This window comes from Labrys sedimenti (genome assembly GCF_034424805.1).
Taxonomy (GTDB): domain Bacteria; phylum Pseudomonadota; class Alphaproteobacteria; order Rhizobiales; family Labraceae; genus Labrys; species Labrys sedimenti.
This window is the reverse complement of the sequence record NZ_JAXOUF010000021.1, coordinates 75,145-92,740: the sequence shown is the minus strand read 5'-3', so window position 1 is coordinate 92,740 and position 17,596 is coordinate 75,145. Positions and strand designations below refer to the sequence as shown.

17 protein-coding genes are annotated in these 17,596 nt (G+C 64.2%); 10 read left to right on the top strand and 7 right to left on the bottom strand.

The window, feature by feature from the left end:
* Positions 1–120: 120 nt before the first annotated feature.
* Positions 121–1,566, bottom strand: coding sequence for a sensor histidine kinase (locus U1R88_RS30635; protein WP_068297437.1), 1,446 nt, complete (start codon positions 1,564–1,566; stop codon positions 121–123).
* Positions 1,567–1,699: 133 nt separating this feature from the next.
* Between U1R88_RS30635 and U1R88_RS30630 the strand changes: the two genes are divergently transcribed.
* The 3 genes from U1R88_RS30630 (at position 1,700) to pnp (ending at position 5,517) form a co-directional block, all read left to right on the top strand.
* On the top strand, positions 1,700–2,608 hold the full coding sequence (locus U1R88_RS30630) for a DUF4261 domain-containing protein (RefSeq protein WP_322434704.1): 909 nt from the start codon (positions 1,700–1,702) through the stop codon (positions 2,606–2,608).
* Between the two features lie 237 nt (positions 2,609–2,845).
* Positions 2,846–3,115 carry a 30S ribosomal protein S15 gene (gene rpsO, locus U1R88_RS30625; RefSeq protein ID WP_068297434.1) on the top strand — a complete coding sequence of 90 codons (270 nt, stop codon included), beginning with the start codon at positions 2,846–2,848 and terminating at the stop codon, positions 3,113–3,115.
* A gap of 254 nt (positions 3,116–3,369) precedes the next feature.
* Complete coding sequence (pnp, locus tag U1R88_RS30620) at positions 3,370–5,517, top strand: polyribonucleotide nucleotidyltransferase (RefSeq protein WP_322434702.1); 2,148 nt, start codon at positions 3,370–3,372, stop codon at positions 5,515–5,517.
* Positions 5,518–5,601: 84 nt separating this feature from the next.
* Here pnp and U1R88_RS30615 read toward each other — a convergent pair whose 3' ends face one another.
* A complete protein-coding gene (locus U1R88_RS30615; protein ID WP_425545503.1) occupies positions 5,602–6,432 on the bottom strand; it encodes an SDR family NAD(P)-dependent oxidoreductase in 831 nt (276 codons plus the stop codon).
* A 100-nt stretch (positions 6,433–6,532) separates the two neighbouring features.
* Between U1R88_RS30615 and U1R88_RS30610 the strand changes: the two genes are divergently transcribed.
* The 6 genes from U1R88_RS30610 (at position 6,533) to U1R88_RS30585 (ending at position 11,221) form a co-directional block, all read left to right on the top strand.
* Positions 6,533–7,474, top strand: a complete 942-nt coding sequence (locus tag U1R88_RS30610) for a GlxA family transcriptional regulator (protein ID WP_322434700.1) — start codon at positions 6,533–6,535, stop codon at positions 7,472–7,474.
* Positions 7,475–7,518: 44 nt separating this feature from the next.
* Positions 7,519–7,995, top strand: coding sequence for a hypothetical protein (locus U1R88_RS30605; protein ID WP_322434699.1), 477 nt, complete (start codon positions 7,519–7,521; stop codon positions 7,993–7,995).
* A gap of 251 nt (positions 7,996–8,246) precedes the next feature.
* A complete protein-coding gene (gene rpmI, locus U1R88_RS30600; RefSeq protein WP_068297425.1) occupies positions 8,247–8,447 on the top strand; it encodes a 50S ribosomal protein L35 in 201 nt (66 codons plus the stop codon).
* Positions 8,448–8,484: 37 nt separating this feature from the next.
* Positions 8,485–8,838 (top strand): 50S ribosomal protein L20, encoded by a 354-nt coding sequence (gene rplT / locus U1R88_RS30595; RefSeq protein WP_068297422.1) that lies wholly within the window; start codon positions 8,485–8,487, stop codon positions 8,836–8,838.
* 131 nt (positions 8,839–8,969) lie between these two features.
* A complete protein-coding gene (locus U1R88_RS30590) occupies positions 8,970–10,385 on the top strand; it encodes a DUF6880 family protein (RefSeq protein WP_322434698.1) in 1,416 nt (471 codons plus the stop codon).
* A 191-nt stretch (positions 10,386–10,576) separates the two neighbouring features.
* Positions 10,577–11,221 (top strand): hypothetical protein, encoded by a 645-nt coding sequence (locus U1R88_RS30585; RefSeq protein WP_322434697.1) that lies wholly within the window; start codon positions 10,577–10,579, stop codon positions 11,219–11,221.
* A 3-nt stretch (positions 11,222–11,224) separates the two neighbouring features.
* Here U1R88_RS30585 and U1R88_RS30580 read toward each other — a convergent pair whose 3' ends face one another.
* Positions 11,225–12,052, bottom strand: coding sequence for an LOG family protein (locus U1R88_RS30580; protein ID WP_425545502.1), 828 nt, complete (start codon positions 12,050–12,052; stop codon positions 11,225–11,227).
* 181 nt (positions 12,053–12,233) lie between these two features.
* Entirely contained in the window at positions 12,234–12,578 is a 345-nt protein-coding gene (locus U1R88_RS30575) for a metalloregulator ArsR/SmtB family transcription factor (protein ID WP_202908551.1), read from the bottom strand.
* Between the two features lie 342 nt (positions 12,579–12,920).
* Between U1R88_RS30575 and pheS the strand changes: the two genes are divergently transcribed.
* Positions 12,921–14,003: a phenylalanine--tRNA ligase subunit alpha gene (gene pheS / locus U1R88_RS30570; protein ID WP_322434695.1), complete on the top strand. Its 1,083-nt coding sequence runs from the start codon at positions 12,921–12,923 to the stop codon at positions 14,001–14,003.
* Between the two features lie 247 nt (positions 14,004–14,250).
* Here pheS and U1R88_RS30565 read toward each other — a convergent pair whose 3' ends face one another.
* From U1R88_RS30565 to U1R88_RS30555, 3 genes are all read right to left on the bottom strand, one after another.
* The gene (locus U1R88_RS30565) at positions 14,251–15,696 is read right to left on the bottom strand and encodes an amidase (RefSeq protein WP_322434693.1); all 1,446 of its coding nucleotides are present in this window, start codon (positions 15,694–15,696) and stop codon (positions 14,251–14,253) included.
* A gap of 335 nt (positions 15,697–16,031) precedes the next feature.
* Entirely contained in the window at positions 16,032–16,253 is a 222-nt protein-coding gene (locus U1R88_RS30560) for a hypothetical protein (RefSeq protein ID WP_322434692.1), read from the bottom strand.
* A gap of 42 nt (positions 16,254–16,295) precedes the next feature.
* Positions 16,296–17,507, bottom strand: coding sequence for an MFS transporter (locus tag U1R88_RS30555; protein ID WP_322434691.1), 1,212 nt, complete (start codon positions 17,505–17,507; stop codon positions 16,296–16,298).
* Between the last annotated feature and the right edge of the window lie 89 nt (positions 17,508–17,596).

Below are 17,596 nucleotides of genomic sequence, written 5' to 3'. Positions count from 1 at the left end.
GCGACGACAACTTTCTCGCTTCAATCCAACTCGCTTCAATCCGTATCTGGATACGAAGTTATGAGTCGGTCACCTAGCGCGCCGCGTCGCGATCGTCCCTGCCGGCGCGTTGCCGATGCTTCAAGCCGGGCGGTCGGGAATGGTGATCCGAAACGTCGCACCGCCTCGGTCCGCCGTCTGCTCGAGCAGAGAGAGCGTGCCGCCATGGGCGCGTACGAGTTCGGCGGCGATCGCGAGGCCGAGGCCGGAGCCGCCGGGGCGTGTGGAGCCCGAAAAGGCCTCGAATAGCTTCTGGCCGGCCTTCACCGAGACGCCCGGACCATTGTCTGCCACGTCGATGGTCACGACGGCACCGTTCCGCCGCCCGCCGATCTCGATCCGGTTCGGCGAGGCGTCGGGCGCGACATGGCCGTCCAGGGCCTGCACGGCATTGCGGCACAGATTGAGCAGCACGCGTGAGAGCTGATCGGCGTCGGCATCGATCTGGAGGTCGGGCTCGAGCGTCTCCACCCATGTCAGCCGATCGTTCGCCTCGCCGAGGCCGAGCAACTGGCGCGTATCGGCGACGATGGGGGCGAGGGCGATCCGCCGTCGCGTGGGCAGTGGTTCGGAGGCGAGCCCATAGGACAGCGTCGACTGGCAGAACGCGATGGCCCGGCCGATGGTCTGGATCAGTTTCGGCGCCAACCGCTGCACGATGGGATCGTCGGTCTCGGTCAGGCGGTCGGAAAAGAGCTGCGCGGCCGCCAGCATGTTGCGCAGGTCGTGATTGATCTTGGAGACGGCCAGGCCCAGCGCCGCCAGCCGGCTCTTTTGCTGCAGCATGCCGTGGAGCTGGCGCTGCATGGCGGCGAATTCGCGTTCCGCCATGCCGATTTCGTCGCTGCGGCCGGACGTGCGGATCACGCCTGCTTCATCCTCGGGATCGGCGGCAAAACGCATCATGGCGCCGGTGAGCCGGCGCATCGGGCGCACGATGAACAAGCTGAGGGTGAGATAGATCAGGCCGGCGGTGATGGTGGAAATGGCGAGCGTGATCACGAGCCAGCGCCGGGCGAAATCGTACATGCCCTGCTGGAGCGGCGTCTCGTCGACGACGATCTCGACATATTGCCCGTGCATGGGGGCGTCGCCGACGACGCGGATGAAGCGTCCCTTGGGCGCCAGCAGCGTATCGAGCGCGTCGCCGATCGCCTCCATCGCCGTGAGGCTGCGCAGATCGGTGGCGATGGCCACGGTGGGCGGCATGTCGGAGGAAGCGAGCAGCCGCTTGCTGTCGTCGGTCTTCAACGCCACCATCTTGGCGCCGACCGAGGCAAGGATCTGCCGGGCGAGATCATCGGAAACCATGCCGTCGGGCGCCGCTTCCAGCACCAGCGCGGCGGTGATGGCGGAAGCGATGCGGTTGGAAAGCCAATTGCGCCGATAGTTCGCCACCACCGGCAGGTAGACCAGCACCTCGGCCAGCAGGCCGAACAGGATGGTGAGGACGAGCAGGCGGGCCGACAGTCCGAAGCGGCCGGGCCTGTTGCCGGGCGGGGGGCTGGTGGTGGTGGAACGGGGCACGCCTTTGCCTTAACGGAATTTAGGGAGCGTCGCCAGTGCCATGAACCCGGCCCGCAGAAGTTGCGGCCGAGCTTGCCAGGCCTGCGAACCTGCGCCATGAAGTCGAGACGGGCAGGGCTGAGGAGGGTCGAACGTGAGTGTGCTGTCCCGCTTTTTCGGCAGAGGGAAGAAACAGCCGACCCCGCAGCGCAGCGATGACAAGCCGGTTTCCAAGGAGGGGCAGCAAGGGGCGGCTTTGCAAGTGGTCTTTTCTGGCTCGCTGAACGTCCCGGCTGCGGCTCTTGCGCAGCGCCTGCAGCAGTTCGATGCCTCCACGAGGGAGGCAAAATGCGAGTTCCAACCTGGGCTGGATCTGCTTGGTTTCGTCGAATGGGGCGGACATGGCGTGCGCATGTTCGGCGTCAACGCCCCCTTCCCGAAGCAGCATCTGGAGATGTGCGTCGCGCCGGCCCATTACGCACAGGAACTCAAAGAAACCATTCGCCGTGCCGACAGCCACGTCCTGCTCTGGTATGCGGGCGACGGCGATACGCCCATGCGCACGCAATATGCGGTGTTGGCCATGATTGCGGAGGCGCTGGCCGATTTTGGCGCGGTCGGGACGTTGAACGAACTGGGACATACGTCGTTGCCGAGCGGTTTTCTGAAATCGGCTCCTTCCGATCAAATATGGGGGCTGTTGCAGTCCTTGCCCCTGACGATGCTCTATTGCGGCTTTGTGAAATATGAGGTGGAGGGAACGAAGGGCGTCTGGATGCGCACTTATGGCGCCCAGAAGTTCGGCCTGCCCGATTTTGCCGTCTTGGCGGAGGGGCATCATGAGGGCGGTCATTATAGCGATCTCATCAACAATATCTGGGACTACATGCTGCAAAGCGGCGCCCAGATGGCGGCCGGACACACGATGCAGATCGGCGAGGGCAATTATCTGAAATTGCGCGATCCGACATCGCAGGAATATTTCCTGCACGGGCCCGATAAGGTCCTGGTGGCGAGTATCATCGGTTCCGGTGAAATCAACCGTCCGGGTGCTTCGCAATAGGAGTGGGCGTTTTCACTGCCCAGCTTTGCTTTTTTCTGGCTTTTTGGCCGCGCTTCGACTATAGGGCCGCATCCCGGCGCTCATGCGCTGGTTTTTGCCCGCCCCCGCCGACCCCGCTGGACGACATCCCGGCCGGGCCTTGGTGGATGGCGATCCTGGCCAGATGGCCCCTTCGTCGCAAGACGGTATCGGCAATCGCGCGCTCCGCGCGGCGATGCTTCATGAAAGGACGACCCGATGTCGATCAGCCAAGAGCGCAAGACCGCGCTCATCAAGGAATATGGCGCCAAGGCCGGTGATACCGGTTCCTCGGAAGTCCAGATCGCGATCCTCACCGAGCGCATTACCAATCTCACCGGCCATTTCAAGTCGCATGTGAAGGACAACCACTCCCGTCGTGGCCTTCTCAAGATGGTGGCCCTGCGCCGCTCGCTGCTCGACTACATCAAGTCGCGCGACGAAGAGCGCTACAAGTCGATCATCGCTCGTCTCGGCATCCGCCGCTAAGACCGATCAAGCCCGGAAGGCTCCATGCCTTTCGGGCTGTTCCATTTCAAGACCGGGACGCGGCGGCATGGGGCCGGCGCGAAAGCCCACAGACCGGATAGGCAGCAGGCCATGGCAGGATCGCAGGAAGCACCCCTCGGACGTTGAACGTCAGGATGCTTCCCGCCATCTTGCGATGGCCGCTTTTGTTTCAGGCGCCATTGGTTGACGCCCTGCCTCGTCCGGTCGATCCACAAGAGTAGGATTGATCCTTAATGTTCACAATTTATCGCGAAGAGCTGGAATGGGCCGGCCGCAAGCTGACCCTCGAAACCGGCAAGATCGCCCGTCAGGCCGATGGCGCCGTGCTTGCCACCTATGGCGACTCGACCGTGCTGGCCACGGTGGTTTCGGCCAAGGAGCCGAAAGCCGGCGTCGACTTCTTCCCGCTCACCGTCAACTACCAGGAAAAGGCCTTCGCGGCCGGCCGCATCCCCGGCGGCTATTTCAAGCGTGAGGGCCGTCCCTCCGAGCGCGAGACGCTGATCTCCCGCCTGATCGACCGCCCGATCCGCCCGCTTTTCGTCGACGGCTATCGCAACGACACCCAGGTCGTCGTCACCGTGCTGTCGCATGACCTGATCAACGACACCGACGTGCTGTCGATGGTTGCAGCTTCCGCCGCCCTGACCCTGTCGGGCGTGCCCTTCATGGGCCCGGTCGGTGCCGCCAGCGTCGGTTATGTCGACGGTGCGCTCAAGCTCAACCCGACCATCGACGAGATGAAGGAATCCTCGCTCGAACTCGTGGTCGCAGGTACCGCCGACGCCGTGCTGATGGTGGAATCGGAAGCCAAGGAACTCTCCGAGCAGACCATGCTCGAGGCCGTGATGCTCGGCCACAAGGGCTTCCAGCCGGTGATCGAGGCGATCATCCGCCTGGCCGAGAAGGCCGCCAAGGAGCCGCGCGACTTCCAGCCCGCCGATCGTTCCGAGCTGGAGAAGGCCATGCTCGGCGTGGTCGAGGCCGATCTGCGCGCCGCCTATGCGATCACCGCCAAGCAGCAGCGCTATGCGGCCGTGGATGCCGCCAAGGCCAAGGTCGTCGCGCACTTCCTGCCGGAAGGCGTCGAGAATCCTGCCTATACCAAGCAGGAAATCGCCGAGGTGTTCAAGGAGTTGCAGGCCAAGGTCGTGCGCTGGAACATCCTCGACACCGGCACCCGCATCGACGGCCGTGACGTCAAGACCGTCCGCGCCATCGTTGCCGAAGCCGGCATCCTGCCGCGCACCCATGGCTCGGCCCTGTTCACCCGCGGCGAGACCCAGGCTCTCGCCGTCGCCACGCTCGGCACCGGCGACGACGAGCAGTATGTCGACAGCCTCGAGGGCACCTACAAGCAGCGCTTCATGCTGCATTACAACTTCCCGCCCTATTCCGTGGGCGAGACCGGCCGCATGGGTTCGCCCGGCCGCCGCGAGATCGGCCATGGCAAGCTGGCCTGGCGCGCCGTCCACCCGATGCTGCCCCCGCAGCACGAGTTCCCCTACACCATCCGCGTCGTCTCCGAGATCACCGAGTCCAACGGCTCGTCCTCGATGGCCACCGTCTGCGGCACCTCGCTGGCGCTGATGGATGCCGGCGTGCCGCTGCGCGCTCCGGTCGCCGGTATCGCCATGGGCCTGATCCTGGAAGGCGAGCGCTTTGCCGTGCTCTCCGACATCCTGGGTGACGAGGACCATCTCGGCGACATGGACTTCAAGGTGGCCGGCACCGAAGGCGGCATCACCTCGCTGCAGATGGACATCAAGATCGCCGGCATCACCGAAGAGATCATGAAGGTCGCTCTGGAGCAGGCCAAGGGCGGCCGCCTCCACATCCTCGGCGAGATGGCCAAGGCCCTGTCCGGCGCCCGCGCCGAACTCGGCGAGCATGCCCCGCGCATCGAAGTGATCACCATTCCGGTCGACAAGATCCGCGAAGTGATCGGTTCGGGCGGCAAGGTCATCCGCGAGATCGTCGAGAAGACCGGCGCCAAGGTCGACATCCAGGACGACGGCACCATCAAGGTCGCCTCGGCTTCGGGTACGGCGATCAAGGCCGCGATCAACTGGATCAAGTCGATCGCTTCCGAGCCCGAGCTCAACGCGATCTATGACGGCACCGTGGTCAAGACCACCGATTTCGGTGCCTTCGTCAACTTCTTCGGCGCCAAGGACGGCCTGGTTCACATCTCGCAGCTGGCTGCGAACCGCGTGAACAAGGTCACCGACGTGGTCAAGGAAGGCGACAAGGTCAAGGTCAAGCTGCTCGGCTTCGACGAGCGCGGCAAGGTGCGCCTGTCGATGAAGGCCGTCGACCAGGCCACCGGCGAAGACCTGGAGAAGAAGGCCAAGGCCGACGGCGAAGCCGCTGCCGAGTAAGGCGGGATTTCACGCCAGTGAATCGAAAGGGCGGCCCGGCGGGCCGCCCTTTTTGCTGTCTGATGACAACTCTCGTTGGCGCTATCAGGCGGCGCTGGCCTGCGTGACCCGATAGCGCGCGGCCGGCCGGGGATGGGAGAGGTTCGGCGACAGTGCCTTGCGGGCCGCCTCGAAGCTGGCCCAGTCCGCGATGTCAGGCAGGGCCGGGATGGTGACGAGTTCCCCCTGGTCGAGGCCGGCGAGGGCGGCGTCCACCATGTTCTCGGCCGACATCACGCCGACGCTTTCCGGCAATTGCTCGACGGGCACGCCGAGGACGTTCCAGAAATCGGTGGCGGTGGCGCCGGGCAGGACGGCCTGGACGCGGATGTTCTTGTCGGCCAGTTCATGGTGCAGGCTCTGGCTGAAGGCGAGCACATAGGCCTTGCTGCCACCATAGACCCCGTTCAGCAATTCCGGCGCGATCGCCACGATGGAAGCGATGTTGACGATGGTGCCGCCCCCGCGCTCGACCAGCCCGGGGACTGCCGCATAGGTCAGCCGTGTGAGCGCGGTGACGTTGAGGCCAATCATGTCCTCCATCTTCTCGACCGAGGCCTGGAGCAGGGGCGCGGCGCTGCCGAAACCGGCATTGTTGACCAGCCCGGTGATGCTCTTGTCGCTTTTCAGCACAGCCTCGACAGCGGCGAGGCCTTCCCTGGCGTTGAGGTCGGCGGCGAGGGTGCGGACCTCGCGGCCGGTCGTCTTGCCGAGGCGGTCTGCGAGGGCCTTGAGCTTGTCCTCGCTGCGGGCGACGAGGATCAGGTCATAGCCGCGATGGGCGAGGCGGTCGGCATAGACGGCGCCGATGCCGGAGGACGCACCCGTGATCAGCACGGTGCCTTTGGATGTGGCGGACACTTTGGAGGAGGACATGGGAAAATCTCCATGGGTTGCAATGGCTGGAGACTAGATCCACTGGCTTTTGTCTCAAATGTCATATATGCCACCTTTCAGGACAAGAATGGAGGCGCTCATGCAACGCGTCGGCTTTCTGATTTCGCCCAATTTCCAGATGATGAGCTTTGCCGCGCTTTCGGCCTTCGAATTCGCCAACTACGCGGCGGACAAGACACTCTATGACATCGCCATCGTCTCGGAGAGCGGGGGACCCGTGCGAAGCTCCGTCGGCCCTACGATCGACAGTCTTCGCTTCGACGAGCCCGAATTCGACACGCTCATGGTCTGCGGCACGCCCGATGTCGATCCGCCGACGCCTGATGTCATCGATTATGTGCGCCGGGCGCCGGGGCTGTCGCGCCGCGTCGCCTCGATCTGTACCGGCGCTTTCGTGCTCGCCGAGGCCGGGCTCCTCGACGGCCGGCGGGTGACCACCCATTGGCTGTGGACGCGCGACCTGCAGGTCCGTTTCCCGCGGGTCAAGGTGGATGAAGACCGCATCTTCATCGCCGACGGCCAGATCTGGACTTCGGCCGGCATGAGCGCGGGTGTCGATCTCGCCCTCGGCATGGTCGAGGAGGATCATGGCGCCGAACTGGCCCGCACCGTGGCGCGGCAACTCGTGCTCTATCACCGGCGCGGTGGCGGCCAGTCGCAGCATTCCAACCTGCTCGATCTCGACGCGAAGTCGGACCGCATCCAGACCGCGCTCACCTATGCCAGGCGCAACCTGCACGCGCCGCTTTCGGTGGAACAGCTTGCGGAGGTCGCCCATCTCAGTCCGCGCCAGTTCAGCCGCGCCTTTCGCACCGAGACGGGCCAGTCGCCGGCCAAGGCCGTCGAGAATTTGCGCGTCGAGGCAGCGCGGCTGATGATGGAGCAGACCCTCCATCCCATCGACATCGTGGCGCGGGAGACCGGCTTTGCCGACCGCGAGCGCATGCGGCGGGCCTTTCTGCGCGCCTTCGGCCAGCCGCCGCAGGCGATCCGGAGGTTGGCCAAGGGCGCTGCGACGTAACGGTGTCGGTGCTCGATTGTTTCGGACGTATCCTGAAAGCGGGCATGGCCGTGCTAGAGACGAGCCGGGCGGCGGCGGAAGAGCCGGCCGATCATCCGGAGAAGTTCATGCGACGTCATCTGCGCCTTCTGCTCCTTGCCGTTTCCTGCCTCGCATCTTCGGCTGCGGCTGCGCAGGACAAGTCCGGCGTGGCCTTTCCCGCCGAGGCGCAGGGTATATGGACCCGCGACGTCGAGAGCTGTGCCAGCAAGAAGGATCTGCGGGGCGAGGAGCCGATACGGATTGCGGTCGACGGTGAGGAATGGACGGAGGAGGGCAGCATCGGGCGGGCCCGCTCCGTCACCCAGATCGCCAAGGACCCCCCGACCTGGCGGCTGCAGGTTTCGGAAGACAGCGAGGGGGAAACCTTCGACTACACCGTCATTCTGGTGAAGATCGGCAAGGAGCTGGCGACGGTGTCCCATGCGACCGTCGACGGCGAGAAGACACCGCTGGTGCACAGCTATCGCAAATGCGGATAGAATCGACGCTATGGCGTTTTTGCTGGGAGCCACTCAATGCCCGTAAAATGCGCTGAAATCGGAGGCTGGGGCCGCCCGGCCTGTTGCTTTTCTCCCCGCTTGTCGCTATAGACCCGGCTTCCCCGCATCGACCGGCTGATAAGGGCTGCCGTGGCGATGTTGTTGGCTCGGGCGCTTTTCAAAAAGCACACGGCTTACCGGTGGCGGAACCCAAAAGGTTTCGGCGCCTTTTTTATTCGGAGACGAGCAAAATGCCCAAGATGAAGACCAAGTCGGGCGCTAAAAAGCGCTTCAAGATCACGGGATCGGGCAAGGTGGTGCACGCTCAGCAGGGCAAGCGCCACGGCATGATCAAGCGTACCAACAAGCAGATCCGTAAGCTTCGCGGCACGCGCGTCCTCTTCAAGACGGACGGCGACAACGTGAAGAAGTATTTCCTGCCGAACGGCTGATCGCCACGGCAACGCGAAACCTTAAGGAGATCAGCAGATGGCACGCGTGAAGCGGGGCGTTACGTCCCATGCGAAGCACAAGAAGACACTCGACGCGGCGAAGGGCTTTTACGGCCGCCGCAAGAATACGATCCGTATCGCCAAGCAGGCGGTCGATCGTTCGATGCAATACGCCTATATCGGCCGCAAGCTCAAGAAGCGCAACATGCGCGCTTTGTGGATCCAGCGCGTCAACGCCGCTGTCCGCGAGCTCGGCCTGACCTACTCGAAGTTCATCGCGGGCCTGGCCAAGGCCGGCATCGAGATCGACCGCAAGGTGCTGTCCGACCTCGCCATCCGCGAGCCGGAAGCCTTCAAGGCCCTGGTCGAGAAGGTCAAGGCTGCCGCCTGAGCGGTACCTTGCCGAAGACGTTTTTCGAAGAACCCGCCGCGGCAACGTGGCGGGTTTTTCTTTTGGGCTTTCGAACCGCGTCGAAGCTTGCACACTGAGGCAAGGCTCGGCAGCGATTCGGAGGTGCCAGCATGGCAGCGAAATCGAAGTTCACGGCAGCGACCCTCGCCGACCTCGGGCCGGCCAAGCTGGCCGGGCTGATTTTCGAGGAGACGCAGGTCAATCCGGCCTTCCGCAAGCGGGTAATCGCGGCGCTCGCCGGGGTCCAGGGGCCCGAAGCGGTGGCCAAGCTGGTGGAGCGGCGCCTTTCGGCCTTGGAGAAGGTGCGCTCCTTCATCGACTGGCCCAAGATCAAGGAATTCGAAAAGGACCTGGCGGCAACACTGGCCAGCATCACCGGTGAGATCGGCCCTGGTTCGCCCTCGCTTGCGGTCGATCTCCTGCTGCGCTTCATCGCGACCGCCGGGAGCGTTTTCGCGCGGGCCCTGTCCTCCAGCCGGCTCGAGGACCTCTATGGCGAAGCGGTTGCGGCCTTGGGGCCGTTGGCGACCCGGTTGACCCCGACCGACCTCGCCGGCCTGCCCGACAGGGTGATGGCTCTCGCCGACAAGGCCGGCGACATCGCTCCTGCCGTGATCGCGTCCCTGCTGGAGCGGGCTTCGGCGACGGATCTGGAGCGATGGGATCGCCTGTTGGCGGACAAGGTCGCGGCGCTGCAACCGGCCTATATGGCTCGTCCCTATCGGGAATTGCGCCAGGCCATCGCCGACAGTCGCGAAGACCTCGATGGCTGGATCGCCCTGGAGAACGAGAAGCCCAGCGAGGCCCGTGACGGGCTTGCCGTCGCCGAGAAACTGCTTGCCGCCGGGCGGGCGGAGGAGGCTCTGTCCTGGCTGGATGTCGGGGAGCCGTCCCGGCTTGCCTATGCCGACGCGTTGGATCTTGCGGATGGCGTGGTGCGACGCGATTTCCGCCTGCCTGCCCGGATCGGCCTCAAGGCAAGAATCCTGGAGGCACTCGGGCGCGGGCAGGAAGCCCAGGATCTGCGCTGGACAACCTTCGAGACGACGCTCGATCCCGTCATCCTGCGCGCTTTTCTGGCCAAGCTCGATGATTTCGCCGAGTTCGAGGTGCTCGACAAGGCCTTCGCCCATGCCCTGGCCGCCAAAACACGCTACCGCGCCCTCTATTTCCTGGCGGAATGGCCGCGGCTGGACTACGCCGCCCGGCTGGTGCTCGATTTCGGGCTGGTCTGGGATGGCAGCCACTATCAGGTGCTGCAGTCGGTGGCGGACAGGCTGCAGGAGGCGCAGCCTCTTGCAGCGAGCTTGCTTTATCGTGCCCTGGTCGAGGAGATCCTGGCGAAGGGAAAATCGGCGGCCTATGGCCATGGCGCCGCCTATCTAGCTAGGTTGGACGATCTCGCCACGCGGCTCGACCCGGAGGCTTTGGCGAAGCTGGGACGGCTCAGCCATGCCGACTGGCGTGCCTATCTGAGCAAGAAGCACGGTCGTAAGGCCAGTTTCTGGGCGGCCGTCGCGCGGTGATTTCCGGGTGCACGGGCATCCTGCCCGTTCTTCTCATTCCGCAAGCGCTGCGTTTCCAGGAACGGGCAAGATGCCCGTGCACCCGGAATTCTCGCCCGATCGTGGTTGTGCCGGTTGTTCCCACGGATATGGCGAGGCGACCCGGCCCGGCCTAGCGTCGCAAGGCTCTGCACGTCGCTCAGGGGGTACGCATGCGGGTATGGATGTCTCTGGCCGTGATCGCCGTCGTGACGGCAACGGCCTCGGTTCGCGCCGCCGAACGGCCTGATACCAAGGCTCTGGCCGGGATCGACGCGGATTGGGCCGCCTGCCAGGCGCTGATGAAGGACAATCCCCAGGCATGGCTCGGCTGGCGCCGCAGCTTCTTCAACGGCTATGGCGATGATTTTTCCTTCTGGGACAATCGTGCCGGCGCAACCGGGAGCCGCTCGGTATTGTCCACCGCCGATTATATCGACGGTCTGGCGCGTTTTGCGACCTATTGTTACCGGGAAGACGGCAGCCTCGCTCTTGCCGTCACGGCGATGCTGTCTCCCAACGTCATCGACGGGCCCAATCGCGACGTAGCGGTAAGCCGGGAAGGCAAAATCCATGTGGCGCCGGATGGCTCGGTACTGAAGATATCGGGCGCCCTCGTGGTCAAGGGCGAACGCTACCCCCTCGACAGCAAGGATTGGCAATTGGCCCGCCCCTGCGAGCCGCTGCCCTTCTACAGGAATTTGGCGGAGGTCGAGAAAGCCTATGTTGCCGAGATGGGTGACATCTACGGCAAGAAGCCCGCCTTCAAGCCCGAGCGGCTCGATTGGTGCGCCAAGGCCGAATTCGACCCGTCCTGAATTCTACTCGCTCGGTGCCGTCAGACCCTTGCGCTCCAGGATCGACCAGCATTCCTCTGCCGTCTCGGCGAAGTCGAACAGGGTCAGGTCCTCGGCCTTGATGAAGCCTTCCTCGACCAGCGCTTCGAAATTGATGATCCTGGTCCAATAGGCCTTGTCCATCAGCACGATCGGGCAGAAGGACATCTTGCCCGTCTGGCGCAAAGTGATGATCTCGAACAATTCGTCGAGTGTGCCGAAGCCGCCCGGAAACACCACCAATGCCGCCGAGTGCATGGCGAGGTGCATCTTGCGCATGGCGAAATAGTGGAAGCGGAAGGTGAGGGACGGCGTGGTGTAGGGGTTGGGATATTGCTCGTGCGGCAGGGTGATGTTGAAGCCGATGGTGGGAGCGCCGGCTTCGCTCGCCCCTCGATTGGCGGCTTCCATGATGCCGGGCCCGCCGCCGGTGGCGATCACGTTGAAGCGCCCGCCGCCATCCTCGTTGAGGGCGCCGCCGCGACGCGAGGCGATATAGCCGAAGTCGCGGGCCTCCTTGTACCAGCGGCCGCGATTGCCCGGTGCGCTCTCGCTGACGCGGGCAGAGCCGAACACCACGATGGTCGAGCGGATATGGGCCGCCTTCATCCCCTCCTGCGCCTTGGCATATTCGAGCTGGAAGCGCACGCCGCGGGTCGAGTCGCCCAGCATGAAGTCGGGGTCGAGTGCGGCCAGCCGGTAGGCGGGCGCTTCGGTTCGCTGCAATTCATCGACCTTCGCGCGCGTCTCGGGGGCCAGGGCCTCGACGGTGGACAGCATGTTGGTGGGCGCGGAGTTGTCGGGAGTGGGCATGGAAACCTTGCATCAAAGGATATGACAGTCCGACTCTATTGAGCCGTTGCGCCCGACACCGCAAGAGCCCGGCGGTTGCAGGGGAAATTCCTGGGCGCACGGGCATCTTGCTCGTTCTTGGAGACACGAGGGTTACCGGCGAAGAAGAACGGGCAGGATGCCCGCGCACCGGCGACGTGCTCTAGAGCCCACGCCCCGACAGCATGTTGCGGCGGATGCGTTCGAGCGCCGAGTCGGCGCCGTCGGGCTTGGCGGCGGGTTCGAAAGCGGACAGGAATTCAAAAAGCGTGTTGGCGAGCGTGTCGCGCCTGAGGCCGTAATTGACGTTCTGGCCGCGCCTCTCGCGCCGGACCAGGCCAGCATTCTCCAGGATGGAAAGATGCTTGGAAACCGCCGGCGCCGTCATCGCATCGGCGAGCGTTTCGACCACTTGTCCGGCGGTCATGTCAGCCTTCGACAGATCGGCCAGAATCTGCCGCCGCGGCGGTGAGGAAAGCGCTTCGAAGACTTTGTCGACCGTCATCATCCGTCCGCCGTTCTGGTTTGGCTACCTGCAAGCCTTTGATATCACGAAATTTTAAATATTTGCAATATTGATTAATTAGCTAATTGTTGAATACGTGAATGATTCAGATGGCCGGCCGGGTGGATTGAAAATGCGCATGGGAAGCGTGCGGTAGCCGTTCGCCAGGCTTTGAGGGCGGCATTTCGACCGGGGTCTCGGTGTCCGGTTATTCCCGCTTTCTTCGGCAATGTGAGCGAAAAACCGTTATTCGGTGGTGCAAATCCGCGTTGTCTGATCTGTCGAATGCGGTTCCCTTTTCTGCCCGAAATAGGCTAGAAGGCACCTCGATTTGAGGAAGTGACGATGAACGACCTGACCAGCCTGGAAGCGACCCTGTTGTCCGAGATTGCCGCCGCCGCCGACGAGGCGGCCCTGGAGGCCGTGCGTGTCTCGGCGCTGGGCAAGAAGGGCTCGATCTCCGAGCGCCTGGCCACCCTCGGCAAGATGGCGCCGGAAGAGCGCCGGGAGGCCGGCGCGGCCATCAACGTGGTCAAGGACCGCGTCACCGCGGCCCTGGCCGAGCGCAGGACCGTGCTGAAGGCGGCGGCGCTGGAGGCGCGCCTGGTATCCGAGGCCGTCGATGTGACGCTGCCGGTGCGCGAGAGCGGCACCGAACTCGGCCGCATCCACCCGATCAGCCAGGTGATCGACGAGATCACCGCGATCTTCGCCGATATGGGCTTTGCCATCGCCGAGGGTCCGGATATCGAGACGGACGAATACAACTTCACTTTGCTCAACTTCCCGCCCGGCCATCCTGCCCGCGAGATGCATGACACCTTCTTCCTGGCGCCCGACGAGAATGGCGAGCGCAAGGTGCTGCGCACCCATACCAGCCCAGTGCAGATCCGCACCATGCTGAGCCAGAAGCCGCCGATCCGCATCGTCGTGCCCGGCCGTACCTATCGCCATGACAGCGACCAGACTCACACGCCGATGTTCCATCAGGTCGAGGGGCTGGTGATCGACAAGGTGAGCCATGTCGGCCACATGAAGTGGGTGCTGGAGGAGTTCTGCCGCGCCTTCTTCGAAGTGCCTTCGGTGAAGATGCGCTTCCGCCCCTCCTTCTTCCCCTTCACCGAGCCGTCGATGGAAGTCGACATCCAGTGCTCGCGCAAGGGTGGGGAGATCCGCTTCGGCGAGGGCGAGGACTGGCTGGAGATCCTGGGCTGCGGCATGGTTCATCCGAACGTGCTGCGCAATTGCGGCCTCGATCCCGACGAGTATCAGGGCTTCGCCTGGGGCATGGGCATCGATCGCATCGCCATGCTGAAATATGGCATGCCGGACCTGCGCCCGTTCTTCGACGCCGATGTGCGTTGGCTCTCCCATTTCGGCTTCCGCCCCTTCGACCTGCCGAGCCTGGCCGGCGGTCTGACGGCCTGAGGTCGCAGGACCGATCGAGGCAAGCCGGAATCGCTATCAGAAAGAAACGTGGTCAATCCTTCCCCGACTTCGGGGAAGGTGTCGCCGCGTAGCGGCGCCGGAAGGGGGAGCGTGGCGCTGGCAGGCCGGAAAATGGCGAAATCGCGCCACTCGCCCCCACCCGACCCGGCTTTGCCGGGCCACCCTCCCCGAAGTCGGGGAGGGATAGTTGCTCCTCAAGCGGCTTGGCTGCGGACGTGCTGCCTCGTCAGATCGCGCACACCTGCGGCTTGCGCCCGATCCAGGGGGCGGCTTCCTCCGCCTGCGCGGCGAGCTGCAGGATCGTCGCCTCGTCGCCGTGGCGGCCGATGAACTGGATGCCGACGGGCTTGTTGCCGTCGGCCATGCCGAGCGGCACCGACATCGCCGGCAGACCGGAAATGTTGAAGGCGAACATGAAGGCGGCATCCGACCAGCGCGCCAGATAGCGCTCGCGATCGCCGTCCTCCATCGACCAGTAGCCGACGGGACGCGGTGGCTGCGTCAAGGTGGGCGTGATGAAGGCGTCGAAGGGTGCGAGCTCGGTGGCGATACGCTGGGCCGCCTTGCGCACGGCGCCGATGCTGGCCGAATATTGCGTCGCCGACAGGGTTTTGGCGTATTCCAGCATCGACCAGTTGAAGGGTTGGAGATCGGCCTCCTCCGGCGGGCGACCGGCGAATTGGGCGTGCTGGGTGAATTCGGTGGAAGTCTCGACGGCGATGATGTCGTTGTAGCGCCACCAGGCCTCCTCGAGATCGACCTCGAAGCGATATTCCTCGGTCGAATGGCCGAGGCTCTCCAGCAGCTTGACGGCGCCCTCGACGGCCGCCTTCACCTCGGGCGCATAGGGCTCGCCGAAGGGGGCGGTGAGCGTGTAGCCGATCTTCAGCCCCTTGGGGCGCCTGGCGAGCAGCGACAGCCAGCTCTCCTCAGGGCGCGGCGCCGTATAGGGATCGCCCGGCAGATTGCCGGCAACCACGTCGAGAAAGGCGGCGGTGTCGCGCACGCTGCGGCTGTTGCACAGGAAATAGATGCAGCCGAACCACAGATCCGCATCGAAGGGCCCATAGCTGACGCGCCCGCGCGAGGGTTTGAGGCCGACCACGCCGCAGCAGGAGGCCGGCACGCGGATCGAGCCCCCGCCATCGGAGGCGTCGGCGATCGGCACGATGCGGGCCGCGACGGCAGCGGCCGAGCCGCCGCTCGACCCGCCGGCGGTGATAGCCGGATTCCAGGGATTGACCGTAGGGCCGTAGAGGCGCGGCTCGGTGGAAATGCACCAGCCATATTCGGGCGTGTTGCTGCGCCCGATCGGCGCGAGGCCGGAGGCCCGCATGCGGCCGCCGATTTCGGAATCGGCGGGGCAGACATAGTTCTGGAGATAGGAGAGCCCCGAGGTCAGCGGCGTGCCTTTCCATTGCGTGCCCAAATTCTTGAGCAGGAAGGGCACGCCGGCGAACGGGCCGGAGCCCGGTGCCTCGGCGACCTCGCGAGCGACGTCGAAGGTCGGAATGACGACGCTGTTCAGCTTGGGATCAAGACGGCCGACGAGTTCGATCGCCGTCTCCACCAGTTCCGAAGCCTTGACCTGCTTGGTCCGCACCAGCTCTCCGAGCGCCAAAGCATCGGACTGAGCATAGAGCTTGACGAGATCCTCCGTAGCGGCAGCCATTTCCTCACCCATTTCTTCGATCGGCCTGCGGTGGCCGCCAGTCTGGAAGGAAATGGAACGGAATTGGATGCCTCTCCTTCCACGATCTCTTGCCTTGTCCGCCGCGCCACATTTGGCTGTCACGGGGCTAGGCCGATCGGCGGGGTGGAGGTTTTCTCTTGATGTCGCCGCAATACCCGCCTTGTCATTGCGAGCGAAGCGAAGCAATCCACGATGTCTGCAGTGCGGGACGCCGGTCCCCTGGATTGCTTCGCTTCGCTCGCAATGACGGGCTTCGATGAACCGATCTCGGCCGCTCGGGCGCATTCATGGCTGAACGCGCCCGGTGCGCCACTCTACCGCAGCGCCTGCGGCCCGAGGGCGCCTTCGACGGTGACGCTGACCTTGGTCAGCGGGTCGGCGATGTCCTCCAGCCCCTTGCCCTCGGCGTCGACGCCATAGATCAGCGCGACCACGCCGCCGAAGATCATCACCACCGAACCGACGACATAGCCCCAGAACAGCGGGTCGCGCTGCGTGCCGTCGCCGACCAGGTAGCCGAAGATCAGCGGGCCCATCGAGCCGACGATCTGCGCGACGGCGAAGAAATAGGAAATCGCCTAGCCGCGTACTTCCAGCGGAAAGATCTCGCTGACGGTGAGATAGGCCGAGGAGGCGCCGGCCGAGGCGAAGAAGAAGGAAATGCACCAGAACAATGTGTGGGTGTTGGCGCTCAGGCTGCCCTGCTTGAACAGATAGGCCGAGACGAGCAGGACCAGCCCTGCCAGCACATAGGTCGAGAAGATCATCTTGCGCCGCCCGATGGTGTCGAACAGCGATCCCAGCAGCAGCGGGCCGATCAGGTTGCCGATGGCGAAGGGGAAGAAATACAGCGCCGTCTGCGACTCGTTGAGATGGTAGAAGTTCTGCAGCACCAGGGCGTAGGTGAAGAAGATCGCGTTGTAGAGAAAGGACTGCGTCACCATCATGGTGATGCCGAGGAAGGTGCGCGAGGGATATTCGCGGAAGAAGACGTCCACCAGCTTGGAGAAGGGGACCGATTCCTCCGGCTTGACATACATTGCTTTGCTTTCGTCGACAGGGGCCAGGGTGACGCCTTGCGCGCGTACGCCGGCCTCGATGTCATCGACGATGGTTTCCGCTTCCTTGGCCTGACCATGGGTCACCATCCAGCGCGGGCTTTCGGGGATGTGCCGGCGCAGGAAGATGATGATCAGGCCGAGCACCGGGCCGATGAAGAAGGCGATGCGCCAGCCGATATTCTCGGCAAACAAGGTGTGGTCGAGCAGATAGAAGCTGCCGATCGCGCCCAGCATGGCGCCGGCCCAGTAGGTGCCGTTGACGGCAATGTCGACCCGGCCGCGATATTTGGCCGGGATGAGTTCGTCGATGGCCGAGTTGATCGCAGTATATTCCCCGCCGATGCCGAGGCCCGCCACGAAGCGCCAGAGATAGAGGAACCAGGGCGTCCAGGCGAAACCCGCCACGCCGGAGCCGACGAGATAGATCGCCAGGGTGATGATGAAGAGCTTCTTGCGGCCCCAGCGATCGGTCAGGCGGCCGAAGAAGAGCGCGCCGACCACCTGGCCGATCAGATAGATCGTGCCCGCGAAGCCGACTTCCGCGCTCGACATGCCCAGGCTCTGCTTGAAGCCGGAGGCCGAAACGAGCTGGATCTCGATGCCGTCGAGGATCCAGCTGATCCCCAGGCCCACCACGACCATCCAGTGGAAACGAGCCCAGGGCAGTCGGTCCATGCGTGCCGGAATGAGGCTGCGGATGGCTTTGCCGTCGGTCATGTCAACCGGCATGATCTTGCTCCTTGCGGCGCGATTTCGTCCCACACTATTGTTTGTTAATTTTTTGTAACAATTCGCGCTTGAATCGCTCCGTGTCAATG